This window comes from Mariprofundus micogutta, assembly GCF_001895085.1.
In the GTDB taxonomy this organism is placed as follows: Bacteria; Pseudomonadota; Zetaproteobacteria; order Mariprofundales; family Mariprofundaceae; genus Mariprofundus; species Mariprofundus micogutta.
In genome coordinates, this window is the sequence record NZ_BDFD01000025.1 from 1 (window position 1) to 26420 (window position 26420).

The following is a 26420-nucleotide window of genomic DNA, read 5'->3' on the forward strand; positions in this document are numbered from 1 at the left end:
TTCGTTTCCACTGTGATCACTCCTGTTTTTTCCTCCAACTAAATCATTAGCTGGGGATACTACAGGGGGGTCAAATTTGGACGCTGATTTACCCCTCTAGGGGGTCAATTTTGAACGCTGAATAACACCCGGGCAACTGACCGGGTGCATAATTGGCAGTACGATGATTGATGCGCTCGATCACACTGCGGTGAATTTTAATCTCACCTTTTAATTTTTTAATAACTTTTCCATCTTTTTCTGGCTTACATAACTTTTCTATTTCACGAGGATGATAGCGGTACATCATTGCCACACCATTGCGTGAGTCATACATATTCCCGTGTACATGACTATCATGCTGCGCATCCTCAATAGCCCCGTCCTCAAACTGCAGGCCGCACTTCGCTGCCCGTTTCATCATCCAATAAAGTGGTACACTGGCCATTCCTGATCGTGCATAACCACCACCGACATTGGAGTGCATGCCAGCAAACCAGACCTGCTCAACAGTGCGCTCTATTGGAGAACCATCTTCCTTCTTTAGCAGGTCAAGTTCCACTTGTGGAAGTTTCTCATTCCAGACAAAAGGCCAGAATGCAGTGCGTTCGTCATCAATCGCCAATGCCTGATAGGCATTTACCACATTACCGGTCAGCTTGTAGAAATAGAATTTATGCTGCCACCATTTGCGATCCAACCTGTTTCCTGCCCATTCAGAAAATTTATTGAATACTTTTGAGGCTGTACCAGTCACATCTGTTCCTGTGGGGAAACCCAGAGCAACAACCGTGTCCCACACTCCCATGAAATGAATAGGCACTACGGCATGAAATTGTTCTGATGTTCTGACTGCTTCTGCTACATCAGGCTGTTTCTTACGTAACTGATAGGCAGAAAAAGCCTTTGTTACCAACTCATCCAGTTGATGGTTCTGTTTGCCTTTTCCTTTTGCTAATCCGCATTTTCTAATAAAGCCGTTACAAGCACGCACGGTAGAGGCACCGCGGCTGAAACCAAAAAAATAGATACGATCGCCTGGATTGTAATTTCGCGCCAGGTATTTATAGAGATCACGAACATTGTCCTCAAATCCAAAACCAAAGCCGCCACCAAGCGCTCTCAAATAGTTATTCTTCTCAGTGCCCACACCGTTATCATAAAAAACAACCTGCTCATCACATGCAAAACCATCGGAGGTTTCTCCCTTGAATCGCTTGTTGATCGCCTTATAAATTTTATAAACGTTGCTGTCCGGCGTAGTGCCGCCTTTATTGCCTGTTCCATCAGCGCAAACAATGATGTTTTTATTCTTTATCTTCTTCTCTGTTTCTTGCGTCATATGTCCCCCGCCCCACCTGTAATGTACATATCAGTATAGCAGAGAAACAGGACAACACACCCTAGTCTGAGAACAATGCAACCGCCCTTCGTAATCAGTGCGAAAAGACCGTATCCTCTGCACCTATGAGTACCACACAGAACAGCATCCTGCTGACAACACTCAATGCGCGTTATACGCATAGCGCCATCGGTCTGCGTTATATTTTTGCCAATATGGGGGTATTGCAGAGCGAAACTGCCATCCGCGAATTCACCATCAACGATAATATTCAGGACATCGCCGAGAAGCTGCTCGGCGAAAAACCGGCCATCATCGGTATTGGTGTCTATATCTGGAACACACAGCAGTGTGCCGAGCTGGTGCGACTGATCAAACAGGTATCACCAGCCACCACAGTGGTGCTGGGCGGGCCTGAGGTGAGCTATACACCGCTGCGGGTCAACGTTGATGCCGCTGACTACATTATGCAGGGCGAAGGCGACACAGCATTCTGTGGGTTGGCCCGAGCTATACTCAGCGGTCTGGCTCCCAAACAACGAATCATTCAGGCGACTATGGCTGAAATCGACACTATCAAGTTGCCCTATGACTATTACAGCGATGAAGATGTAGCTAATCGTTATATCTATATCGAAGCATCACGAGGCTGCCCCTTCCTGTGTGAATTCTGCCTCTCCTCCATCGACAAAAAAGTACGCAATATCGATACAGACGTACTGCTGGCCGCCATGGAAAAGCTGTGGGATCGCGGTGTGCGCAGCTTCAAGTTCATCGACCGAACCTTTAACCTCAATGTGAAGATTGCCAGCCAATTACTCGACTTTTTTCTGGCCAAAGAGCCTCCCTACTTCGTACATTTCGAGGTGATTCCTGATCACTTTCCCGATGCCTTGAAAGAACGTATCAAAGCCTTCCCTGCCGCATCATTGCAGTTGGAGATCGGCATCCAGACTTTGAATATGGAAGTGGCCGATCGCATCCATCGCAATCTGAAAATGGACAAAATCAAAGAAAATATCCGCTTTCTCGAAAATGAAACCTCAGCTCACATGCATCTGGATCTGATCGTAGGCCTACCTGGTGAAACACTGAGCAGTTTCGGCAACAATCTTAACCGGCTATCTGCCATGACAGACTCGGAGATCCAGATCGGTATCCTGAAAAAACTCTCTGGCACCAGCCTGCACAGGCATGATACAGAGTTCGGCATGGTCTATTCCGATTTTCCACCGTATGACATTCTGAGAAACAGTGAGCTAAGTTTTGAAGATATTCAGCAGATGAAACGTTTTGCCCGTTTCTGGGACCTCTACTACAACAGCGGTAATTTCAAACAAGGCAGCAAACAGCTCTGGCCTGATGGCGATGTATTTGAACAATTTCATGCCTTTTCTGTTTGGGTTTATGGTCAAACCCAAAGTACATGGAAAATATCACTGGAGCGCCTGGCTCAACTGTTGTTCAACTATCTGACTGAAGTATTGGGCAACAAACCGGAAGCCACGGCGGAGATGCTCATCCGCGACATTATGAAGTTGGAAGGCAGGAGAATGCCTAACTTCCTTAAGCCATTTGCACATGCACTTCCTGAACTGAAACAGCGTGGCGCTACCGGTCATAACAAACGTCAGGTCAGGCACGTTTAAACAGGGAGTTTGTATGGACAAAACACAGCTGCAAACCATGGAAACCTATCTGCATGAACATATTCCGATCACGGCCCATTTTGCAGTTAAAATCATTGCATTCGAAAAAGGGACGATTCATCTGCGCGCGCCACTGGCAGCCAACATCAACCACCGCGATACCGCCTTCGGTGGCAGCCTCTCCTCCATCGGCATTCTTGCTGGATGGTCTGTGATTCATTTCACACTGACCGCACTGGGCTTGCCAAGCCGTATTGTCATTCAGAGCAGCAGCATGGATTTCACAGCGCCCGGTGATGCCGATTTTGATGCGACAGCTTCACTGCCGGATGAGGTGGAATGGAATCGCTTCTGTAACATGTTGAAAAGAAAAGGACGGGCCCGAATCAGGTTGCCGTCCAGTATTCACATTGGAGATACAAGTATTGCTGAACATGAGGGGGTATTTGTTGCCATCCTCAATGATCGGCTATAAAGATTCCTGCAACTTTTCGTTTATTCTTTCAAGGGTAGCCCGATGGATAAAGCGATCACCTACACGAATTGCCGGCGCATGAGGACAGAGGCTCTGGCAATCCAGATCCTCCACCTCATAACCGTTCTGCCTTAGCTCTTTAGCCATTTCCCTGCTGCCGAAATCGCTACAGCGAGGGCCATAGCAAACACCAACAGTGCCTTTACAAGCCATTACGAAGGTTTCTTCGCAGCAGCGCGTTCACCTCTGCCGGGACGGCGCGAACGATTGCCACGCGGTTTACGCGGGGAACTCGGATCATGTCTACGATGATCAGGCCTGTGACGCTGCTGTTTCGGAATCTCTGTCGGGTCATTCGGGTTTGGTTCAAAACCCTCGACCACCACTTTTGGAATTGCCTTTTTAATCAACTTTTCAATACCGACCAGCAGTTTCTTCTCATCTGCAGATACCAGCGACAACGATTCACCTGTATTACCTGCACGCCCCGTACGACCTATACGATGTACATAATCTTCCGCCACATTCGGCAATTCATAGTTCACCACATGCGGCAGTTGATCGATATCAAGACCGCGAGCAGCAATATCGGTTGCCACCAGTACACGCACAGCGCCCGATTTGAAGTTAGCCAGCGCTTTCGTGCGCGCAGTCTGGCTCTTGTTGCCATGAATAGCTGCTGCCTGAATGCCGTCACTTTCCAACTGCGTGGTCAGGCGATTGGCGCCATGTTTGGTTTTGGTAAAGACCAGCACCTGTTGCCAGTCACCCTGTTTAATCAGGTGTGATAACAGGTCACGTTTTTTCGACTTACTCACCGGATGCACAACCTGTGTCACCTGATGCGCAGTCTGATTACGCGCTACTTCCACATAAACCGGTGAACGCAGAAAGCCACTGGCCAGTTTTTTAATCTCTTCGGAGAAGGTCGCTGAAAAGAGCAGGTTCTGACGTTTCTGTGGCAACAATTTCAAGACTTTGCGGATATCATGAATGAAACCCATATCGAGCATACGGTCGGCTTCATCAAGCACAAAAAATTCCACATGGCGCAGGTCGCATTTTCGCTGCCCGACCAGGTCGAGCAGACGACCGGGTGTTGCCACCAGAATGTCTACGCCGCGTTGCAGTTTCTGAATCTGGGGATTAATGCCCACACCGCCAAATACAACGGTGGAGCGCAGGCTTAGATGCCTGCCATAAGTTTCGATGCTTTCCTGAACCTGAGCAGCCAGCTCACGTGTTGGTGTCAGTACCAGCGCACGGATCGGACGCCTGTGATGGCGCTCCGGATGTTCTTTCTGCATCAACTGCAGCATAGGCAGGGTGAATCCTGCAGTTTTGCCGGTGCCTGTTTGTGCACCAGCTAAAATATCGTGCCCTTCAAGCACTACCGGGATGGATTTTTCCTGTACCGGCGTAGGCGTGGAATAGCCCTCTTCACGCACCGCGCGAAGCAATTCGGCTGAAAGGCCGAGGTCATCAAATGTCATGTATATATATTTCCGTAGCACCCGATACTAATAGCTTCACTGAACGTGCTGGGTACTGATTTATTTTCCGAATCGCCGGTCATCAGTGATTGGCCGGGCTGACGAAAAGAGGAGTATCCTCTCTTCAGGAGCAGCGCAGACTGCACTTTCCTTGCCAATACGCAACTTTTAGAGCTATTCGGTGGCGCAAATTTAAATGTTTTTCTGATTCTCGGGTTAAACCCTATTGGCTGCAATCAATAACATTTCACGCACACATTTCGCTGCCAGCACTGATGAGCATCCGCTTGTATCCAGTTGTGGTGCCAGTTCAACCGCATCGAGTCCGACAATATCAACACCTTGCATAGCTTTGATGAAGCGCTGGAAGGTCCACCAGTCGATACCACCCGGTTCAGGCGTGCCGGTACCCGGGAAACAGGCCGGATCAAACACATCAAGATCCACAGTCAGATAAACTGGACGGTCTGCAATCCATTCGACCAGTCCTTCGAGATCTTCATCGCGGAATGTGGTGAGTGTGCCGAAACTTTTCATCAAGTTGTATTCATGCTTTGTCCCGGAACGAATTCCCAGTTGGCGTATATTTTCATCACCGAGAAATTCGGAAACCCGTCGCATCACACAGGCATGAGAAAGTTCAACGCCGAGATAATCCTCACGTTGATCTGCATGCGCATCAAGTTGAATAACGACAAGGTCCGGATATTTTTCGAACACAGATTCAATCGCCGGCAAGCTGACCAAGTGTTCACCACCCAGCAGAAATGGAATGGTTTCGTCATTCAGACAATCATCCACTGCCTCACGGGTAATCGAGAGCACTGTTTCAACATTGCCCATAGGTAATTCCAGGTCTCCTGAATCTGCATAATGCAGAGACTCAAGTTCGGCATCCAGATAGGGCGAATAGGTTTCAACACCATCGGAAGCTTCACGGATCGCGGCAGGTCCGAAACGGGCACCGGGCCGGAATGAAACGGTGCCATCAAACGGCACACCGATGATGCGGATATCGTGCGACTCTTCCAGATCGCGGTCAGTAAAATCGAACATGGGCTTAATCTAACCTAGAAATATCAAAGCAAGAAACATCAAACACTTCCCATGTGGATTAAGTAACCATTATTATACGCGGACCGGCTGCATAAACCGGCAAATTCGTGGATTGGGTCTGAATATGAAAAGAGTTCTGATTATCGGCGCAGGTGGCGTCGGACGCGTGGTAGCGCACAAGTGTGCACAGAATGAAGATGTCTTTGCCGATATCTGGCTGGCCAGCCGCACCAAAAGTAAATGCGTCCAGATTGCACTGGAGATTCGTGAGAATACTGGTCGCAAAATAGAAACGGCCGCCGTCGATGCCGATAATGTGCCTGAACTGGTGACACTGATTAAACAGATTCGTCCGTTTATGGTTATCAATGTGGCACTGCCTTATCAGGACCTGACCATTATGGATGCCTGTCTGGAAACCGGTGTGCATTACTTGGATACGGCGAACTACGAACCGCTGGATGAAGCCAAATTTGAATACAGTTGGCAGTGGGCGTACCGCGAACGTTTCGAGAAAGCAGGCCTGATGGCGCTACTGGGTTCCGGTTTCGATCCGGGCGTAACCAATGTCTTCTGCGCCCATATGCAAAAACACCATTTCGATACCATGGATCAGGTTGATATCCTCGATTGCAACGGTGGTGATCATGGCTACGCATTCGCCACCAACTTCAATCCGGAAATCAATATCCGTGAAGTCACCAGCAATGGTCGCTATTTCGAGAATGGTGAATGGATTGAAACCACACCTATGCAGTATAAAAAACAGTTCGACTTCGATCAGGTCGGTCCGAAGAACATGTACTTGCTCTACCACGAAGAGATGGAATCACTCTCTGTGAATTTGAATGGCGTAAAGCGCATGCGTTTCTGGATGACCTTTGGCGATGCCTATCTCCAACATCTGGAAGTATTCCGCAATATTGGGCTGGATTCGATTGAACCGATTGAATTTGAAGGTCGCAAGATTGTGCCGATCCAGTTTTTGAAAGCCCTACTACCGGATCCGGCAAGCCTCGGTCCACGCACCGTCGGCAAAACCAATATCGGTGTTATCGTCAAAGGCACAAAAGATGGCAAGCCAGTATCGCGTTATGTGAATAACATCTGCGATCATCAGCAGTGTTTCAAAGAAACCAACGCGCAGGCGGTTTCCTACACTACAGGTGTACCGGCGATGATAGGAGCCATGATGATGTGTAAAGGCGAGTGGATGAAAGCCGGGGTGTACAACATGGAAGAGTTCGATCCCGACCCGTTCATGGCAGCTCTGAATGAGCATGGCCTGCCGTGGAGTGATCGCGAAACCGATATTGATGTGGATTCCCTGCCTGAATGAGTCTCGATATTTCACAAGTCCCTTCCCCCTGCTATGTGCTGGAAGAAGAGAAGTTGATCGCCAATCTGGAGATCATTAAAAAAGTTTAGGAAGAATCCGGTGCCAGGGTTATTCTGGCTTTAAAAGGTTATGCCATGTGGTCGACCTTTGATCTGATCAAAGCCTACCTACCCGGTTGTACTGCCAGTTCATTATATGAGCTGAAACTGGGTGATGAAAAATTCGGGCGTGAAAACCATATTTATTCTGCAGCGTATCGCGAAGATGAATTCGATGAAATTTCGAACCTTGCCGGACACATCATTTTCAATTCGATAGCCCAATGGCAACAGTTCGGAGAGATCGCGCAGGCCGCCGGCGTGTCTTGCGGCCTGCGTGTAAACCCTGGCATTTCCGAAGTCGAAACTGACCTGTACAACCCCTGTTTTTCCGGCTCTCGTTTGGGTGTACTTCCCGAACATCTAAAGAGCGCGGAACTCTCCGGCATCGAAGGTCTGCATGTGCATGCTCTATGTGAGAACATGGCCGATTCATCCGTAGCTCTGATTGACGCCTTTGAAGAAAAATTCGCCGCTTACATTCCCGGCTTGAAATGGGTGAATTTCGGTGGTGGTCATCTGATGACTCACGCCGATTACGATGTTGATAAACTGATCGATCGTATCAAGCTTTTCAAAGCCAGGTGGAGTAAACAGGTTTATCTGGAACCGGGAGGGGCGATTGGCTGGCGTACCGGCCCTCTCATCGCCTCGGTACTCGATATTGTTCCAACCGATGAGTTACCCGTCGCCATTCTGGATATTTCTGCCACGGCCCACATGCCGGACGTACTTGAGATGCCCTATCGCCCTGCCATTACAGGCTCAGGTAAAGCAGATGAAAAACCACACACCTATCGCCTCGGCGGCACCTCATGCCTGGCTGGTGATGTGATTGGTGATTATTCATTCGATGAGGAACTGGAGGTGGGTTCACGACTCGTGTTCGAAGACATGATTCACTACACGATGGTAAAAACCACGATGTTCAATGGTGTCCGCCATCCCGATATCGGAATCTGGCATACCGATGATACCTTTGAGTTGGTTCGAAGCTTCAGCTACGAAGATTTCCGCAACAGGCTCTCATGAACTCAGCCGGGCATTTGCTCTTCGAGATACGTATAACCAGCCAGACCATCCTTATAAAAACGCAGGAATTTGTTGGCCTGGGAGGCGGTCAAACGCCCTTCTGATTTTGCCTGAGTTAGCTGACGGCGCATACGGTCGAGCAGCACCTTTTCGTTGAACTGGACATAATCTAGGACACCTGAAACGCTCTCACCTTCCACGATTTGTTCGATCTCATAGTTCTCTCCATCCATACGAATATGCACAGCATGAGTATCACCAAACAGGTTATGTAAATCCCCAAGAATTTCCTGATAGGCACCGGTCAGGAATACGCCAATCAGATAATCATCTCCGTTATTAATCGCGTGCAGTGGCAAGGTCGGAGAATGCCCCGATGCGAGAGGAAAGTTCTGAATCTTGCCATCGGAATCGCAGGTAATATCCACCAGAATACCTTGCCTGGCCGGTTCTTCATTCAAGCGGTGAATCGGCACAACCGGAAAAACCTGATCGATCGCCCACGCATCAGGCAATGACTGAAACAGTGAAAAATTACAGAAATAACGATCTGCCATCTGACTGCTGATACCCGGAACCAGTTCGGCAGCTTCATCTTCATCCAGCTCTTTCATCAAGCGGATCAACATATGCCAATAGAGTTCATCGGCCTGTGCACGTTCAAGCAATGTACAGTGCCCGAGTACGAACAGACGATTGACATCCTCACGCAGGGAAACCACATCATGTAAAGCTTCACGCGACGAAATACGTTCGAAGTCAGAATAGGTATTCCACAGCTGGCGCAGCTGCATCGGTGCATGTTCATCAGGCTCATTCAGTGACAGATCACTGGTGCGCTTGGTTACGCCCAGAACGTCAATCACCATCACCGAATGATGTGCAACCAGTGCGCGACCCGATTCAGAAATAATATTCGGATGTGGAAACCCTTCATCGTCACAGACAGTTTTCAATGCCCAGACAATGTCGTTAGCATACTCCTGCAGACTGTAATCAACCGAAGTGTGAGAGCCCGAAATCGAACCATCATAATTCACGCCGAGACCGCCACCGACATCCATGAATTCAATCGGAGCCCCCAGCTTGCGCAGCTCGACATAAAAACGCGCAGCCTCCTGCATAGCCTGCTTGATACGGCGAATGCGCGGCACCTGGGAACCGATATGAAAATGCAGAAGACGCAAGGTATCGAGCATGTCATCAGCTTTCAGCTTATCGATGACCACCATCAATTCGTGAGGAGAGAGGCCGAATTTGGAACGATCACCACCTGAATCTTCCCACTTTCCATCACTGGTGGCAGCGAGCCTGCAGCGCAGACCGATCAGAGGCTGCACATCGAGACGTTTGGAGGCTTCGAGGATCATGTCCAGTTCGTTAGGTTTTTCGACTACGATAAATACGCGTTTACCCATCTTGCGGCCGATCATCGCCAACTCGATAAATTCGCGATCTTTATAACCGTTGCAGACAATCAGGCCTTCCACATCTTCAAGCATGGCCAACGTCGCATGTAATTCAGGTTTGGAGCCAGCCTCCAGTCCCCAGTTATATTCGGCACCGAATTCGACAATCTCTTCAACAACCTGCCGCTGCTGATTCACCTTGATCGGGTAGACGCCATAATAACGTCCCTGATATCCCGCCTCATCTCTGGCAATGGAAAAACGCTGATGAATCTGGCCCATGCGCTGTTTAAGAATATCGGAGAAACGTAATAGAAATGGTGGGTACAGCTCTTTTTCCGCCAGCTCATCACAGAGCTTTTTCAGATCAACCTGATGCTCACCATCAGGAATCGCCACCATATGGCCGGTATCATTGATGCCGAAAAAGCCATTACCCCAGCCTTCAACCTGATAGAGCTCGGAGGCTGATTGTATAGACCACTGTTTAGTCGTCACAGTCGGAGTACTTTACATGGCGCTGCTTGCTGCGCAGTTCTGCCTGCTCTTTGCGCCACTTTTCAATCTTCGAGTGATTACCGGAAAGCAGAACATCCGGCACGCGTTTGCCCTCAAACTCTTCCGGACGAGTATAATGCGGCCAGTCGAGAATTCCTTCTTCAGAAAACGAATCGAGCACGGCTGATTCAGGGCTTCCCAGCACTTCCGGTAGAAGGCGAATGACAGAATCCAGTACGCACATCGCAGCTGGTTCACCACCGGATAACACATAATCCCCCAGCGATATCTCTTCATCCACATAATCGCAGATGCGCTCGTCAAATCCTTCATAGCGGCCACACAGGAGAGTAATGCCGGGTTTTTCAGTGTATTCCAGCGCTTTGGCCTGAGTAAATCGGCTGCCGGAAGGTGTAAGCATGACAACATGTGTATCGGGGTGTTTTTCACGTGCAGCACGAATCGATGCCACAACAGGCCCCGGCTTCATAAGCATACCCGGACCACCGCCATACGGGGTATCATCCACTTTGCTGTGTTTATCGGTGGCAAATTCGCGAATCTGAATACACTCCACATCAACAATGCCAGAGGAGATTGCCCGTTTCGGAATTGAACAGGAGAGCGGTGATGCAAAGAATTCAGGAAAAAGAGTCAGGATTTGGGCGTGAAACATACATCCATCCCGTCCGGCAGATTCACCCAGATGGTAGATTCATCAATATTTACATCGACAACAACTTCTTCGATGAACGGAATTAGCCATTCGCCCTGCTCATCGGCATCGTCCGGAGTTCGAATCAACAGATTATCCTGTGCCCCGTACTCCTCCAATGCAGTAACTGTGCCGAGCAGTTCATCATTCTCATCCTGCAATACTTCACAGCCGATCAGATCTTCCCAGAGAAACTCATCTTCTTCGACTGTTACCTCGGATGCCCTGACCCAAACCTTCCGGCCTTTAAAGGCCTCTGCGCTATTGCAATCAGTGATACCATCCAACTCAGCCAGCATGCGTTTACCATGCTGCCAGCAGCGTTTTACCTGAAAAGATTTAGCAGTCTCGGCAGATTCTCCGAGCCACCAACAAGAATACCCGGCGATTGCTTGCGCAGGCCGGGTATAGGAGTAGATCGTCAGCGTACCCTTGAGACCATGTGGTCCAAGAATATCACCGATATGTAATAATGCCTCAGCAGACATCAAACAAAACCTTCATAAAGGCTTCGTCGTTCAGTCAAAAATGATGCCTGCAACATCATGGCGCCCATGGATGGGAACCCAAATCAACACCTGCTTCGCAGGTTGCGGATTTGTAAGGAAAGTGAAAAACACACTTTTCGCTTTCCGACAGTAAAAAGACCATGGATGGACTTTTTACAACGAAATATTATGCAGATGCTTTGGCGATCAGGCTGGCCACACGGTCAGAAACCTGAGCACCCTGGTCGGTCCACGCTTTTACACGGTCCAGGTCCAGATTGATCACTTCAGGATCAGTACATGGATCAAAGTAGCCAAGCTTCTCGATGAATGCTCCATCGCGACGCTTACGCTCGTCCATTACAACTACAGAATAAAATGGACGCTTCTTGCGACCACCACGGCTCAAACGAATAACAGTTGCCATTTTGTAAAACCTCCAAAAAACAGGCGGCGCACTATAGTAGTGTAGTGCGTAAGGAGCAAGGAGTTAGGAAAAGAAGCTCACCGATTCAGACTTTCGAAGAAGTCAGGGGCCTTTCCCCCCGGACATCTGTTTACAAGATCCGGGCTACTTTGCTATGTGATGCTTACATCTTCGGCATGCCCGGTGGCATTCCGCCACCCCCCATGCCACCGAATTTACCCATCATCTGGGCCATCATGCGCTTGCCTTTACCGCCTTTCATCTTCTTCATCATACGCTGCATCTGACCGAACTGTTTAAGCATACGATTGAGTTCAGGTACGCTGGTACCGGAGCCCATGGCGACGCGACGCTTACGACTTCCATTCAGCAGCTTGGGATACTTGCGCTCTTTCGGCGTCATCGAATAAACCATCGCCTGCATCCGTTTCATCGGTTTATCATCCATCTGATCGAGTGCTTCCTGTGGCAACTTCATACCCGGCATCATCTTCAGCATGCTGGCCATACCACCCATATTCTGCATCTGCCCCAGTTGCTCGGCAAAATCTTCCAGATCGAACTGACCTTTCTTGATTTTGGCCGCGGCTTTTTTTGCCTGCTCTTCATCAACAGATGACTGGATCTTTTCAACCAGACCAACCACGTCACCCTGACCGAGGATACGGCCGGCCATACGCTGTGGATCAAAGGCTTCAAACGCATCAATCTTTTCACCGGTACCAACATAACGAATAGCTACACCGGTACTGTGCGCAACAGAGAGTGCCGCACCACCACGAACATCTGCATCTGTTTTGGTCAGAACACAGCCGCTCATATTTACTGCTGCATGGAATTGCTCGGCAATCTGCAGCGCTGTCTGACCGGTCATCGAGTCGAGTACCAGCAGGCGTTCGCTGGCAGCAACCGTATCAGCTACATCCTTAATCTCGGCCATCAGCTCATCATCAACCACCTGACGACCGGCAGTATCAAGAATCAGAACATGTAAGCCTTCGGAACCTGCCTGCTTAACAGCCGACTTGGCCATCTTGGCCGCTGTAGAGCCCTCGCCGGAGATGTAGGGTACATCCACCTGTCCGGCCAGTACCTGAAGCTGCTCGCGTGCCGCAGGACGCGTCGCATCAACAGAGGTCAAAGCAACTTTCTTACCCTGACTTGCCAGCAAACGTGCAAGTTTACCTGCTGTGGTTGTTTTACCAGCCCCCTGCAAACCACATAGCAGGATGACTGAAGGAATTTTAGCCAGATCAAGATCACGGCGCTGACCGCCAAGCACATCGGCCAGCACATCGTTAAGGATTTTAATAATAACCTGGCCCGGTTGCAGGCTCTTGGCCACTTCAGCACCGAGAGCACGTTCACGCACCTCGCTCATCAGGTGACGAGTCACCGGAAGTGCAACATCAGCCTCCAGTAATGCCAAACGCATCTCGCGCAGCGTTGCATCCAGGTCGGCCTCGGAAACACGCGCAGCACCACGCAGTTTATGTGCAATATCTCCGAGTTTTTCACTTAAACGACTAAACATCTATATCTCCTGCCATCCGGTCATCACGCTATCAACCGAGCCGGTCATTCTGTGAGCACAGACCTGTGGGTCAATGGCCAGTTTGAGTCCTTAAACCTCGGTTAAAGCATCAAATTCCTTTCTTTTGCTTTCAAACCACTCTTTCATTGCATCAGGTTTAGCCATCAGAGCCTTCATTTCATCCATAGCTTTGAGATGCGCCGCATCACCTTGCTGAAACATTTCCATGCCATGGTTTTTGCTCATTTCAGCTATTTCCTCAAAACTGTCCGCATGAAACTCCTGATCACAAGCCCCTCCGAGTTGTCTGCACGTCATCATTTTCATGCTCCCTCCTACACCATAAGTTGGAAGTTATCATGAATGGCAGAGCAAACCAAAAAGAGGAGGCCAAGGCCTCCTCTATTGAGATCGTTCAAATGGTTATGACTTAAACAATCATACCTGCGCCAACAGTATTGTTGGTAAAAGTGTCAATCAGGATAAAGCTGCCTGTCGTACGGTTATCCACATATGCATCGTAGTGCAGCGGTTTCATCAGCTTGAAGGTGATCTGACCGATTTCGTTCATTGCCAATTCATCCGATTCATCCTTATTCAGCGTGTGAATGTCCCTGCGGAAATCAATGCTGGCTACCATCGCTTTCACTGTATTGGTGGTATGTTTCAGAAGGTATTTTTTTCGCTCAGTCAGCGGCTCATCACCAATCCAGCAGACATTGGCCGTCAACTCTTTGGAGTCGAGCGCTTTATCGCCAGCATGGGTCAGCATATCTCCACGCGAAACATCGATCTCGTCATTCAGTGTCAGCGTAACACTCTGGGGTGCAAATGCCTCTTCCAGATGGCCATCGAAAGTAACAATCTCTTTCACCGTAGAGGTATTACCACTGGGCACAGCAACCACTTCATCTCCGACTTTGACCGTACCTGAAGCAATCGTGCCCATAAAACCACGGTAATCAGGAAGATCTGCAGTCTGCGGACGATTCACCAGCTGTACCGGCAGGCGGAACGGCTTAGTGTCGATATCACCCAATGCAGACAACGACTCGAGCGTTTCCAGCAATGTATCACCGTCATACCAATCCATATTGTCGCCACGCACAGCCACCATATCACCATCAAGTGCCGACATCGGCAGGCAGATCAGATCATTGATACCCTGTTTGGCGCAGTACTCCTGCATCTCTGTTCGAATGTTTTCAAAGACCGCCTGATCATGGCCAACCATATCCATTTTATTCACTGCCACGATCAGATGAGGAATATTCAGCAGGCCGAGAATATGAGTATGACGTTTCGTCTGTGGCATCACACCGTTACGTGCATCAATCAGGATAATTGCCGCATGAGCTGTGGAGGCACCGGTCACCATATTACGCGTGTACTGCTCATGGCCCGGACAGTCAGCCATAATGAATTTACGCTTCGGCGTTGCAAAATAACGATAAGCCACATCAATCGTAATGCCCTGTTCACGCTCGGCAGAGAGACCATCAGTCAGCATGGCCAGATCGATCTCGGCAGCTGAAGCGATATGGGTTGCACCCTTCTTTTTACGCACAGCCAGCAACTGATCTTCAAAAGCGCCTTTTGTATCTACCAGCAGGCGACCGATCAAGGTTGATTTACCATCATCCACACTGCCCACAGTCACCAGGCGCAGCAGTTCGATCTCTTCAGCCATCTTGATATTCAATTCTGTCATTACAAACCCTCTTTATTCCTTTCACAGGCTCAAAGCCTCCACCTGGGATGGGTGGCGAATCAGCTATGCTGATTCGTAAGACAGAAGACAATCACCCTTTTCTTCTGCCGTTCAAGTCAAAGACCACGGATGGTCTTTGACGAATCAAACAATTCCCTAGAAGTAACCTTCTTTCTTCTTGTCTTCCATACTGTTGGAACCGTGATCGATAATGCGTGTTTCACGTTCACTACGCCTTGCTGCAGCAGCTTCAATGACAATCTCATCCATATTTGTTGCATCTGAACGCACCGCACCTGTACAAGGTCCGCAGCCCAGCGTACGGAAACGGGACATCACCATAGTCGGCTCTTCACCTTCAAGCAGCTGATCTTTGGTTTCTTCATAATACGGAATCAGGAAATCCTTGCGCTCCACCATCAAACGTTCTTTGGCGAAATAGAGTGGTACAATCGGAATATTTTCTTCACGAATATAGAGCCACACATCCATCTCGGTCCAGTTTGAGATCGGGAACACACGTACCGACTCACCCTCATGGATCTTGCCATTATAAAGGCTCCACAACTCAGGGCGCTGATTCTTCGGATCCCATTGGCCAAATTCATCACGCATGGAGAACACACGCTCCTTGGCGCGAGAGCGCTCCTCGTCACGGCGCGCACCACCGAAGGCAGCATCATACTCGCCCTCTTCCAGTGCATCGAGCAGTCCCTGAGTCTTCAATGCACCACAGCAACGCGCCACACCATGGTCTTTGGGGTTCATGCCTTTGGCAATCGCATCTTCATTGCGGCGAACAATCAGATCTGCACCAACTTCCTTGCAGTAACTGTCACGGAACTCATACATCTCCTTGAACTTGTAGCCGGTATCCACGTGCAATAGTGAAAATGGCAGCGGTGCAGGATAAAAAGCCTTGCGCGCCAGATGCAGCATCACGGACGAATCCTTACCCACCGAATAGAGCATCACCGGGTTACGGAACTCTGCGACTACCTCACGGATGATATGAATCGATTCCGCTTCCAGTGCTTTCAGCTGTGTCAGCTTGTGTTGTGAAATTTTTTCGCTCATTGTTTACCTCTAAATCCCTTCACCATCTTCAATCTTTCCGCTTACCTGTTTGATACTCATGACATGCAGGCCGCATTCTGCCGCCTCATCATCATTTTCCCACCACCAGCGACCGGCGCGCTCATCTTCACCAACTGTAATTGCACGCGTACAGCATTCACAGCCGATGGAATGGTAATGCGCATCATGCAAAATATTATAGGGCACATCATACGTTTTGATGTACTCCAGCACTTCATTCATGCTCCAGTTAAGCAAAGGATTATATTTCTTCAAATCATATACAGGATCAGTTTCCACGGTCTGCAATTCCGCACGACCTTTTGACTGCTCGCGACGACGGCCTGTCAGCCATGCTGATTTTCCCTTCAGCGCACGCATCATGGGGTGTACTTTACGAATCTCGCAGCACTTTTTACGTAGTTCAACAGATTGTCTGAACAGGTTTACGCCATGCTCTCGCACCATAGCTTCCACTTCATGACAATCGGGAAATACTACCTCAATCCTGATGCCGTAACGTGTTTCAAACGCAGCAAGCACATCATATGTTGACTGTGGCAAACGGCCGGTATCCAAGGTCATGATCGGAATATTCAGACCATTTCGGCAAATGAGGTCAACCATCACTGAGCTTTCGATACCCATGGAACATGGATAGACCAGTCCATCACCGTGCTCGGCCAGTGCCTGCTTCAGCAGTGCTAGCGCCTGATTGATTTTATCTTCCATTCTATACTCCAACTCTGGCCAACAACGGCCACCACAGAGATACTGTGATTATAAACAGGCTAAATGCTGCTAAGGACAGCAGCGAGCCATAGCGCAGCATTTGCGAGGCTCTTACAAATCCGGTTCCAAAGATCATCGCATTCGGCGGCGTGCCCATAGGCAACATAAAGGCAAAACCAGAGATTATGCCCACTGCCAGAGCCACCGTAATCGGATCAATCTGGGCAGCAGCAGCGACCGGAATTGCAACCGGCAATACAATCGCTACAGCAGCAGCATTGCTCACCCCTTCAGTAAACATCAATGTAATCAGAGCGAGAACAGCCAGCATGGCCAAGCCGGCAATACTTTCAGGGAAGATGACGTGAGCAAGCCACACACCTGCCCCTGTTACAGTCAGCGCCTTACCAATGGCAATGGCTCCGCCATACATCAGTACCACACCCCAGTTTACATGCTGTTCAACAGCCCGCCAGTTCACCAGACGCAGAGCAAACATCACTACAACACTGATCAGAGCAATGCCGGCCAGTGAACTGGAGTGACCGGCAAATATCCAGGCCAGCATAGTTACAACAAGTAGCATACCCATGGCTTTCGACTTCAGATCAAAATCGCCGATCTCCAGCCTGCGCAGTGAAATACGCTCTCGAGCAGATGAAACATCAATACCTGTCATTGGCGTAATACGTGTCAATATGATGGCTGAAACCAGTAGTACTGACAGTGCAATCGGCGCTGCTGCCAGTGTCCAATCAGCAAATGAAAAGGTCTGTCCGGTCAGCTCTTCGGTTAACGCCAACGCCAATGGTCCACGCGCACCGCCGAGCAGCGTTATCACCCCCCCGATAATCGCGCCCCAGGCAAGTGCAAAAAAGATCGATTGCGCATAGCGATTGCCTGCTTTAAGACCGAGGCTGCGGACAATTTCCCATGCAATCGGTAAAAATAGCGCGGCTACAGCATGCTCCGGCATGAAACAGGCCATGACAGCCGGTAATAACAGCATAGTCAGCAACAAGCGCCTCGGGCTTGTGCCAAAACGATCTATGGTTAATAGCGCCATACGTTCCGACAGGCCCGACTGCATGGCTCCTGCAGCCAACATGAAAGCGCCGAGAATAAAGAACACTGCAGGGTTGCCAAACAGTGAGAATACCTGGCTTGCCGGCAATACATCCAGCAGTGGTAACAAAGCCAGCCCTAACAAAGAGGTGACGGCCAGAGGCAGCAACTGAGTGACCCACAAGACAAGACAGAGAGCAAACACAACCAGTGAACTCCAACCATTCTGGCTTAAGCCTTGCGGCACATCCATGGAGCCTGCAGCAAAGGCCAGCAATGAAATCACAATAAGAGCTGCAAACGGTAACGCTTCACCAGCCAACAGCACATGCATAGGTCTGCGATCCAGAAGAATTTCATCTCCCCCACCATTGCTTGCACGCAGATGTCTGCGCAGGCCATCCAGCCAACCATCCATGCGGCGACCCAGTGATGAGGAAACCCAACGCTCACTGAGCATTGCCTCTCTGCCGTCCAGCACCCGACTCTCCATTGGTGTTAAAACACGCCCCATATGGCGCAGGCGATGGGTTGGAAATCCGGCCTCACTGATAGCAGCGTAGAGATGCAGAAATAGCTCTTCCATATGTCCCAGTGATGGCCCGGCCTGATGTTCCAGAGGCGTGCCTGGCAAGGGTCTGAAAGGCTGCAACAATGGCACCACACCGTGCGCAATCAGGGTATCAATGCCCTTTTTGGTTGACTCCACATCATCGAGTCCGACAATCAGGTGGCTGACCACTGCTCCGGAACGAAATACGTTACGCGCATGGTCCAAAGCCTTCCAGATCGCAGCCTGACCTCCAGCCGATTCTTTACCGGGACAGACTTCTGCGAACCGGTCTGCATCATGCACTTCCAGATTACAGACAAAAATATCCAGTCCTGCTGCATACAGAGCATCAATAACTGCAACATCCTTTGGCGCAACCGTTTCCAGAGCAATCTGACGGTGTCCCAGATGCCTTCTTAGCAGTGCTATAACAGGCACCAGCCTGGAAAGGCCGACATCATCTCCCGGAGAATAACCATTGTAGAGATACACTGTATCGATCTCGCGCTCAGTCAGAGCTGCACGCACCACCTCCACCAATTCCAGCGGATCACGCATAGGCGGTTCATCTTCATTGAGCATGGAATCATACTGGCAGTACTGGCAGGCGGCACCCTGTCGGGCAAAGAAGCCGCAGCCCATAAAGGGATGCAACATAAGCAGGTTTTCATGCAGGGATGAAAAACTACCCATACGGGCACCTGAACGCGTTTTACTACGGTAGAAACGCGGAGCAGGCAGGACTTGAATATCCAGCCTTTCATCGCCCCACCGAAGTTCTGCACTACCACTGACATCCTGCTGAGTAAGCTGAATGGAACTCCTTTCACTATACGGCTGCGCTACCGGTACTGTAGCAAAATGGCCGGACGGAAGCCGGATATCAATCACCGATTCCGTTGCATTCGCCTGAGCTACCCAGTGTGAAGCATCCTGCAGACCTGCAGGAAGTGCCACACCCTGACTCACCAGAGCCAGCTTGGTGCGCCCCGGATTAGCGAATGGATTCAGTTGTTCCATTGTATCAGCTGTTATGAGCTTCAGATATTTCCGGTCTTTTCAACCCGGATTTTCCACTGGGTATCGGAAATGCGCTCTTTCATTGAAATCTTCTGCCCCTGCTCTTCCAGTGACAACGGCACATTTTCAATCGGAGCGCCATCATCGAGGATAACATCCAGCTGCGAACCGACAGCCATGGTGGTCAGCTTGATCTTGGTTTTCACGAAATTCATCGGGCAAGCCACACCGGAAAGATCGAGCAGCACCGCATCATCCGCAGACTCAGCCACATTATCTTCTGTCTCTTCAGATTCTGAAGTTTCAGGAACTGCAGCAAAACGCTTCTCAGCCAATGCCAACCAGTCAGTCTGCACATCCTTCAGTCTGGTCACACCAGGAGCTGGATCAGCCAGATCAATGCTCATCAAAGCTGTCTGCACAGTCTGGAAACCGGACATAATTTCCTGATCAGCTGCTGCATTCACTGCCAGCAGACCGAACACTTCACCATCTTCTTCAGGCGCTTCGCCAAACGGCACGAGAAATGCACGTGCTGTTGAAATGACTGAACGACGCAATGCAGTCGCTGCTTCAGCCCAGAACATCGCATCGGTATGCGCACGGGCAATCATCAATTCATATTCAGCTTCCGAAATCAAAGCATCGGACATGGAGAGCACTGCCCCGGCACATTCGCCCTTCTTGTTACCCTTGGTGTTAAATGCTTCGTTTTCACTCCAGTCGTAAATCAACCCTTCAACTTCACCGGCATCGGCTTTGAATGGTGCCAATATTTCTGAAACGCCTTCCTTGCCAATACGTGACACCCAGGCGTGAACGGATTCATCACCGCTGCGTCCGGTTTTATAGGCATTAAGCACTGCAATTCCCGCTTCCGGAGCATGTTTGGCTGGCACAGGGTCGGTAGCAAAAGCCAAAGGAGAACCTGCAACACCTGAGCCACCAAGATGCAACTGGTAGTGCGGCACAGCCTGGCCAGCCACTTTCTTGGCCATACCGTGGAAACCCAGATCAGCAATATGATGACGCGCACAGGAGTGCTGGCAACCTGATGCTTTCACTGTGATACCAGCCAGCGTACCATCCTGTTTCAAATCAGCCATCATTGGCTGCAGCGCAGCTGCCAAACCACGGCTGGAGGTGATGCCCAAACGACAGGTTTCAGTACCCGGGCATGCCACCACATCAGCAATGCCACGCGCGTATTCACTTGTCAGTCCGGCTTCAGCAAGAATAGCCAAAGCGGCTTCAACCTTGTCTGTAGCCACATCAGCAATCACCATGCCCTGCTCAGCAGTTACCCGCAGTTCATCAGTTCCGGCTACACGCGCAGCATTGGCTACAGCACGGCACTGATCAGGGGTCATATCACCTCGGAACAGATTAAGCAGAATAGCCGATTGTCCATTATGCTGATCCACAACGCCTGAATCGGAAAATGGCATGGCTGCAGTCGGCGTACGCCAGTTCGCTTCGGCATATCCACTATCACCTGCATGTGTTGATTCGATCACAGCACGCTGTTTTTTATACTCTTCGACAAAACCTTCGGCACCGAGTTTCTGAGCCACATATTTCATGCGGGCACGGGCACGGCGTTTACGATCAGAATATTTGAAATGCATACGCATCAATGCTTCACCAACAACAAACATTTCCGATTCTTCGATAAAATCTTCCAGCAACAAGGCGCCCATAGGCTGTGAGGACAAGCCACCTGCTGCCCATACCTGAAAACCCGGCTGACCATCTTTATGCGTAGCAATAAAACCAATATCGTGCATGCCGGAAAGACCACAATCGGTCGCACAACCCGAGAAGGTTACCTTGAATTTGCGCGGAAACTGCTGAGCCAGGGGATGGCGCAGAAAGAACTCCGCGAATTTGCGTGCATGAATGGTGACATCGGCATGTTCAGACGGGCATCGGCCTGCCAGAAAACAGGTGGTCACATTACGTACGGTATTACCGCAGGCTTCACGTGTAGTCAGGCCGGCAGCATCGAGCTTGCGTAGAAATGCAGGTACATTTTCGAGTGCCACGAAGTTAGCCTGAATATCCTGACGGGTCGTCACATGTACAACCTTTTCAGGAGCCTCTGTCAGCGTGCCATCAGTCGGCAACTGACCTGCATACAGCTCAACACACTCGGCAATCACATCCAGTTGTGCTGCAGTCATGCAGCCACCAGGCAGCTTGGCACGCACCATCTGCACGCCTTCCTGACGCTGGCCGTAAACACCCATCTGCAAACGGAATGGCGTAAAACGCTCTTCCGGCATCTGGCCGTTTTTAAACGCCTTGTATCCTGCTTCAAACTCATCCACATCGGATGTATGTGCGAAATCAAATTCCGTCGCCATGTCTAACCCCATACCTTTAACTATCTTGCGGAATAAACCCGCATGTCATTTCATCCCTTTGCCAAGCTGCATAATACTAATCCCCCCGGATTCAGATCATGCAGCTTCAATACAGAAGGAAATCAGTCGCCGAACTTTAACTCGCAGGCCTGCTCGTAAGTCTGCAATTCAGTAATCGTTGGATTGTCACTACAGAGAGGGCAACCAGGATCTTTACGCAGCTTCAGTTTCTTCCATTCCATGCGCAATGCATCAAACACCATCAGCTTACCAGCCAGAGAATCTCCGATACCAAGCAACTCTTTCACAGCTTCTACTGCCTGAATGGTGCCGACAGCACCAGCCAGTGCGCCCAGAATGCCCGCTTCCGAGCAAGATGGAACCAGACCTGCCGGAGGTGGCTCCGGATAGAGACAGCGGTAACATGGTGCACCTTTTTCCTGATGCGGCTTGAATGTGGCAACCTGACCCTCAAAGCGGAACATGGCGCCGGAGATCAGCGGCTTTTTCTCCATATAACATGCATCGTTGACCAGGAAACGGGTCGGAAAATTATCACAGCCATCAATAATCAGGTCGTATTCACTGATAATGTCACGAATATTGTCTTCGGTAACAAAGTAGTTATACGTGTTCACTTTCACATCAGGATTCAGCGCCTGCATGGTTTCGCGCGCACTCTCCACTTTGGGCATGCCAATGCGATCCTGATTATGAATAATCTGGCGCTGCAAATTGGATGAATCCACCACATCTGCATCAGCAATCCCAATCGTACCCACACCTGCTGCAGCCAGATAATAGGCCACCGGTGAACCCAGACCACCGGCACCAATCATAAACACCTTGGATTCAAGCAATTTGCTCTGACCTTCGGCACCGACTTCCGGCAAAATAATATGACGCGCATAGCGTTCAATCTGTTCTTCTGTAAAATCAATCATAGGAAACAATAACCTCTATTCACCGCAGAGGACGCAGAGGACGCAGAGAAAACCTATATAAGGGTTAACTCTGTATCCTCTGCCTACGCTGTGGTTACAAAATTTAAACTTCGATGCCTTTGAACAGATCGGTAGACATGTACCGTTCCGCCATGGATGGTAGAATCACCACAATACGCTTGCCCTTCATTTCAGGACGTGCGGCGACACGCAGTGCAGCCGTCACTGCGGCCCCTGATGAAATACCGCCGGGAAGACCTTCTTCATCGGAGAGTCGGCGAGCCATAGCAAAGGCTTCGTCGTTGGTCACCTTCTCAACTCCATCGAGAATATCCACATTCAGGTTTTTCGGGATAAAACCGGCACCAATGCCCTGAATTTTATGCGGGCCCGGCGCTTCGCCTGAAATCACCGGCGAATCAGCTGGCTCAACGGCAAACACCTTAAAATCAGGGTTGCGGCTTTTCAGTACTTCACCGGTTCCTGAAATAGTGCCGCCGGTTCCTACACCTGCGACAATGGCATCCACATTGCCATCACAGTCCGCCCAGATCTCTTCAGCAGTAGTAGTACGATGAACCTCCGGGTTGGCAGGATTTTCAAACTGTTGCGGCATGAACGCGCCTTCAGTCGATGCGGTAATCTCTTCAGCCTTGGCAATTGCACCTTTCATGCCTTTTTCGGCAGGCGTAAGTACCAGTTCTGCGCCAAGCAACTTGAGCAGCTTACGACGCTCAAGACTCATGGACTCGGGCATCGTCAGGATACAGCGATAACCTTTCGCACGGGCAACGAATGCCAGCGCAATGCCAGTATTGCCGGAGGTCGGTTCAACAATAATACCACCCTCTTTCAGGCTTCCATCAGCTTCTGCCGTTTCAATCATAGCGCGTCCGATACGATCCTTTACCGAATTCAAAGGATTGTAGAACTCGCACTTGGCGATGATCTCAGCATCAATATCAGCACCAATACGATTCAATCGAACCAGCGGTGTATTACCTATAGTTTCAGCTGCATTATTATAAATTGGCATATCAAACTCCTTCTTTTACCGGCAAGCGGTGTCCCATCACTCGATAGTTCTTTGCCCTTCGTACCTTTCTAGTGACGCCACTCTGCGATAGTTCCCTCTGCATTCGTACTTTGTGCGGAAGGTTTTTACCCTTCGATGACGTTCTGCTCAATCGGCTCAACGTGAACACCCTGCTCACTCAGCCATTTCAATGCGGCCTCAACAACATTGTCTTCACCGTCAATTTCAAGGCCCACCAGACCCATATTATCCTTCACTTCAGCCGTTCTGATATTGGTGACAACATCAAATTCTCTGGCCAGCTTCCAGATAATCGGTTCACGTACACTGTTCTTGTCAAATGTCAGATATACGCGGAAACGCATTTAGCAACCGCCTGCGATAGCCGGAACGATTGATACTTCATCACCATCTTTCAGTTCAGTGCCACGACCGCCCATAAAACGTACATCTTCATCATTCACATAAACGTTAACAAAACGACGGATTTCACCGGCATCATCACACAGACGTTCTTTCAGACCAGGATGCGCAGCTTCCAGATTTTCAATCACGTCGCCGACAGTTGCGCCTTCGATCGATACTTCATCAGCGCCGGCAGTCAGCTTACGCAGTGGGGTTGGGATACGTACAGTTACACTCATGTTTTAACTCCTGTTTCTTTAATCTGATATAAACTTACGATGTCTGGACGCCGTCAGCGGCGGCCAAGACATCAAATTCTTTCAGGCTTGCTTCAATAATGCGCGGTTTGCTGATTGCATCAACCACTGCTTCCTGAGTTTTCAAGCCGTTGCCGGTAATGCACAGTACAATTGACTCATCACGCGGCAGTTTGCCCGACTCAATCATCTTCATCGCACAGCCCAATGTAACGCCTCCGGCCGTTTCAGCAAAGATACCTTCAGTTTCGGCCAATAGTTTCATGGCTGCAATCACTTCCTCATCGGAAATGTCTTCCGCCCAACCACCGGACTCCTTGATCACACGATTGGCATAATAACCATCAGCCGGATTACCGATAGCCAGTGATTTGGCAATCGTATCCGCATGCACAGGATGAATCATATCTGAACCATCCTTGACTGATTTGGCGATTGGCGAACAACCAGAGGCCTGCGCGCCGTACACGGCAGTACCATTATCTTCAATCAGACCAAGCTTGATAAATTCCTTGATGGATTTATCCACCTTGGTACAGAGAGAACCCGAAGCCATGGGTACAACAACATGTTTGGGGGCTTTCCAGCCCAACTGCTCCATCACTTCATAACCCAGTGACTTCGAACCCTCAGCATAAAACGGACGCACATTCACATTTACAAAGGCCCAGCCATACTTGCCAGCCACTTCCGAACAGAGACGATTCACATCATCATACTTGCCCTTGATGCCAATGATATTGGTACCAAATACGCCGGCACCCAATACCTTGCCCTGCTCCAGATCGTGTGGAATGAATACATAGGACTCCAGACCTGCAGCTGCAGCATTGGCTGCCACGGAACCGGCCAGATTACCTGTTGATGCACAAGCCACAGTGGTAAAACCGAACTCAACCGCTTTGGAAAGTGCAACAGAAACTACGCGATCCTTGAACGAAAGTGTTGGATAACAAACAGAATCATTTTTGATGTACAGCTCTTTGACGCCAAGCACTTTTTCCAGGCGTTTCGCACGTACCAACGGTGTAAAACCATTCTGAGCACCCACAGTCGGCTCACCATCGATAGGCAGCAGCTCTTTATAACGCCACATGGTTTGCAGACGCGACTCAATTAATTCACGGGTAAATACCCCTTCAAGCTTTTCGTAGTCATACACCACTTCCAGCGGACCGAAACAGAACTCACACACATGAGTCGGTTCGATTTCATACTCCTGCCCACATTCGCGACATTTCAATGCACGCACAATACTTTCAGTCATTGTCATCAACTCCAGTTGTTGGCGGTATCCAGAAACAAAAAAACCTCCGCGATGAATGCGAAGGTTGTCGAAATGGTGACATCACTTAAGTGATTCACGCGAACAACCCGTCCATCATCGCTCCCTTGAGGTTAAACTCTCGGGCAGGCATTGGCACCATTCTCCGCAGATGAATCAATCATCGTTGGCCGGTTGCCGCAGTTTCACAGGGCCTGTAACCCTCCACTGCTCTAGATAAAGCCGGATTAAAATAAATTGTGCGGCGAATTATCGGGGTGATTGCATAAAAGGCAAGCTTTGATTTCCCTCCCGACAAGTAAAGTAAAAGTATTTTCCAATCCGTAAATGAGTCTGAAAGCTGATCGCATGGTTTATAGTTCATGCTGCCTCGTTGTTCTGCCCAAAGATTGTTTTGAACAAGGTTTTGCGAGCGTTTCGTAAATGCTTCCATGC

At 49.6% G+C, this 26420-nt stretch carries 22 protein-coding genes, 1 pseudogene and 1 riboswitch; of the genes and pseudogenes, 4 read left to right on the forward strand and 19 right to left on the reverse strand.

Annotation, left to right across the window (positions count from 1 at the left end; translation table 11 throughout):
* Positions 1 to 88: 88 nt before the first annotated feature.
* On the reverse strand, positions 89 to 1321 hold the full coding sequence (locus tag MMIC_RS11180) for a T6SS phospholipase effector Tle1-like catalytic domain-containing protein (protein WP_072660568.1): 1233 nt from the start codon (positions 1319 to 1321) through the stop codon (positions 89 to 91).
* Between the two features lie 125 nt (positions 1322 to 1446).
* Here MMIC_RS11180 and MMIC_RS11185 point away from each other — a divergent pair, with 125 nt between their 5' ends.
* Together MMIC_RS11185 and MMIC_RS11190 are read left to right on the forward strand one after the other, a co-directional pair.
* Complete coding sequence (locus MMIC_RS11185) at positions 1447 to 2970, forward strand: B12-binding domain-containing radical SAM protein (RefSeq protein WP_072660569.1); 1524 nt, start codon at positions 1447 to 1449, stop codon at positions 2968 to 2970.
* A gap of 13 nt (positions 2971 to 2983) precedes the next feature.
* Positions 2984 to 3445: a YiiD C-terminal domain-containing protein gene (locus MMIC_RS11190; RefSeq protein ID WP_072660570.1), complete on the forward strand. Its 462-nt coding sequence runs from the start codon at positions 2984 to 2986 to the stop codon at positions 3443 to 3445.
* 212 nt (positions 3446 to 3657) lie between these two features.
* Here the strand turns inward: MMIC_RS11190 and MMIC_RS11200 are convergent, their stop codons facing one another.
* Positions 3658 to 4938 (reverse strand): DEAD/DEAH box helicase, encoded by a 1281-nt coding sequence (locus MMIC_RS11200; RefSeq protein ID WP_072660572.1) that lies wholly within the window; start codon positions 4936 to 4938, stop codon positions 3658 to 3660.
* A 216-nt stretch (positions 4939 to 5154) separates the two neighbouring features.
* Positions 5155 to 5994 (reverse strand): agmatinase, encoded by an 840-nt coding sequence (gene speB / locus MMIC_RS11205; RefSeq protein WP_072660573.1) that lies wholly within the window; start codon positions 5992 to 5994, stop codon positions 5155 to 5157.
* A 124-nt stretch (positions 5995 to 6118) separates the two neighbouring features.
* Between speB and MMIC_RS11210 the strand changes: the two genes are divergently transcribed.
* Together MMIC_RS11210 and nspC are read left to right on the forward strand one after the other, a co-directional pair.
* Positions 6119 to 7333 carry a saccharopine dehydrogenase family protein gene (locus tag MMIC_RS11210; RefSeq protein WP_072660574.1) on the forward strand — a complete coding sequence of 405 codons (1215 nt, stop codon included), beginning with the start codon at positions 6119 to 6121 and terminating at the stop codon, positions 7331 to 7333.
* A pseudogene (nspC, locus tag MMIC_RS11215) lies at positions 7330 to 8463 on the forward strand (carboxynorspermidine decarboxylase). Before MMIC_RS11210 ends, nspC begins: the two are co-directional and overlap by 4 nt.
* Positions 8464 to 8465: 2 nt before the next feature.
* Here nspC and speA read toward each other — a convergent pair.
* The 16 genes from speA to thrC form a co-directional block, all read right to left on the reverse strand.
* Entirely contained in the window at positions 8466 to 10370 is a 1905-nt protein-coding gene (gene speA, locus MMIC_RS11220; protein WP_072660575.1) for a biosynthetic arginine decarboxylase, read from the reverse strand.
* Positions 10360 to 11046 (reverse strand): tRNA (guanosine(37)-N1)-methyltransferase TrmD, encoded by a 687-nt coding sequence (gene trmD / locus MMIC_RS11225; RefSeq protein WP_072660576.1) that lies wholly within the window; start codon positions 11044 to 11046, stop codon positions 10360 to 10362. The genes speA and trmD overlap by 11 nt, the downstream gene beginning before the upstream one ends.
* On the reverse strand, positions 11025 to 11573 hold the full coding sequence (rimM, locus tag MMIC_RS11230) for a ribosome maturation factor RimM (RefSeq protein WP_072660577.1): 549 nt from the start codon (positions 11571 to 11573) through the stop codon (positions 11025 to 11027). Before rimM ends, trmD begins: the two co-directional genes overlap by 22 nt.
* Before the next feature lie 187 nt (positions 11574 to 11760).
* Complete coding sequence (gene rpsP / locus MMIC_RS11235; protein ID WP_072660578.1) at positions 11761 to 12000, reverse strand: 30S ribosomal protein S16; 240 nt, start codon at positions 11998 to 12000, stop codon at positions 11761 to 11763.
* A 163-nt stretch (positions 12001 to 12163) separates the two neighbouring features.
* Positions 12164 to 13534 carry a signal recognition particle protein gene (gene ffh, locus MMIC_RS11240; RefSeq protein ID WP_072660579.1) on the reverse strand — a complete coding sequence of 457 codons (1371 nt, stop codon included), beginning with the start codon at positions 13532 to 13534 and terminating at the stop codon, positions 12164 to 12166.
* A 90-nt stretch (positions 13535 to 13624) separates the two neighbouring features.
* Entirely contained in the window at positions 13625 to 13861 is a 237-nt protein-coding gene (locus MMIC_RS11245) for a DUF1059 domain-containing protein (RefSeq protein WP_072660580.1), read from the reverse strand.
* A gap of 103 nt (positions 13862 to 13964) precedes the next feature.
* Positions 13965 to 15245, reverse strand: a complete 1281-nt coding sequence (locus MMIC_RS11250; RefSeq protein ID WP_072660581.1) for a sulfate adenylyltransferase subunit 1 — start codon at positions 15243 to 15245, stop codon at positions 13965 to 13967.
* Positions 15246 to 15401: 156 nt separating this feature from the next.
* A complete protein-coding gene (gene cysD / locus MMIC_RS11255; protein WP_072660582.1) occupies positions 15402 to 16322 on the reverse strand; it encodes a sulfate adenylyltransferase subunit CysD in 921 nt (306 codons plus the stop codon).
* Positions 16323 to 16331: 9 nt separating this feature from the next.
* Positions 16332 to 17054, reverse strand: a complete 723-nt coding sequence (locus MMIC_RS11260; RefSeq protein ID WP_072660583.1) for a phosphoadenylyl-sulfate reductase — start codon at positions 17052 to 17054, stop codon at positions 16332 to 16334.
* 1 nt (position 17055) lies between these two features.
* Entirely contained in the window at positions 17056 to 19692 is a 2637-nt protein-coding gene (locus tag MMIC_RS11265) for a DASS family sodium-coupled anion symporter (RefSeq protein WP_072660584.1), read from the reverse strand.
* A gap of 20 nt (positions 19693 to 19712) precedes the next feature.
* Positions 19713 to 22058, reverse strand: a complete 2346-nt coding sequence (locus tag MMIC_RS11270) for a ferredoxin-like domain-containing protein (RefSeq protein WP_072660585.1) — start codon at positions 22056 to 22058, stop codon at positions 19713 to 19715.
* 122 nt (positions 22059 to 22180) lie between these two features.
* A complete protein-coding gene (gene moeB / locus MMIC_RS11275; RefSeq protein WP_072660586.1) occupies positions 22181 to 23002 on the reverse strand; it encodes a molybdopterin-synthase adenylyltransferase MoeB in 822 nt (273 codons plus the stop codon).
* 103 nt (positions 23003 to 23105) lie between these two features.
* On the reverse strand, positions 23106 to 24038 hold the full coding sequence (cysK, locus tag MMIC_RS11280) for a cysteine synthase A (protein WP_072660587.1): 933 nt from the start codon (positions 24036 to 24038) through the stop codon (positions 23106 to 23108).
* A 125-nt stretch (positions 24039 to 24163) separates the two neighbouring features.
* Positions 24164 to 24403 (reverse strand): NIL domain-containing protein, encoded by a 240-nt coding sequence (locus tag MMIC_RS11285; RefSeq protein WP_072660588.1) that lies wholly within the window; start codon positions 24401 to 24403, stop codon positions 24164 to 24166.
* The gene (locus MMIC_RS11290; RefSeq protein WP_072660589.1) at positions 24404 to 24682 is read right to left on the reverse strand and encodes a ubiquitin-like small modifier protein 1; all 279 of its coding nucleotides are present in this window, start codon (positions 24680 to 24682) and stop codon (positions 24404 to 24406) included.
* Positions 24683 to 24716: 34 nt separating this feature from the next.
* Positions 24717 to 25967: a threonine synthase gene (gene thrC / locus MMIC_RS11295; protein ID WP_072660590.1), complete on the reverse strand. Its 1251-nt coding sequence runs from the start codon at positions 25965 to 25967 to the stop codon at positions 24717 to 24719.
* Between the two features lie 111 nt (positions 25968 to 26078).
* A riboswitch (SAM riboswitch) is annotated at positions 26079 to 26208 on the reverse strand.
* Positions 26209 to 26420 lie beyond the last annotated feature (212 nt).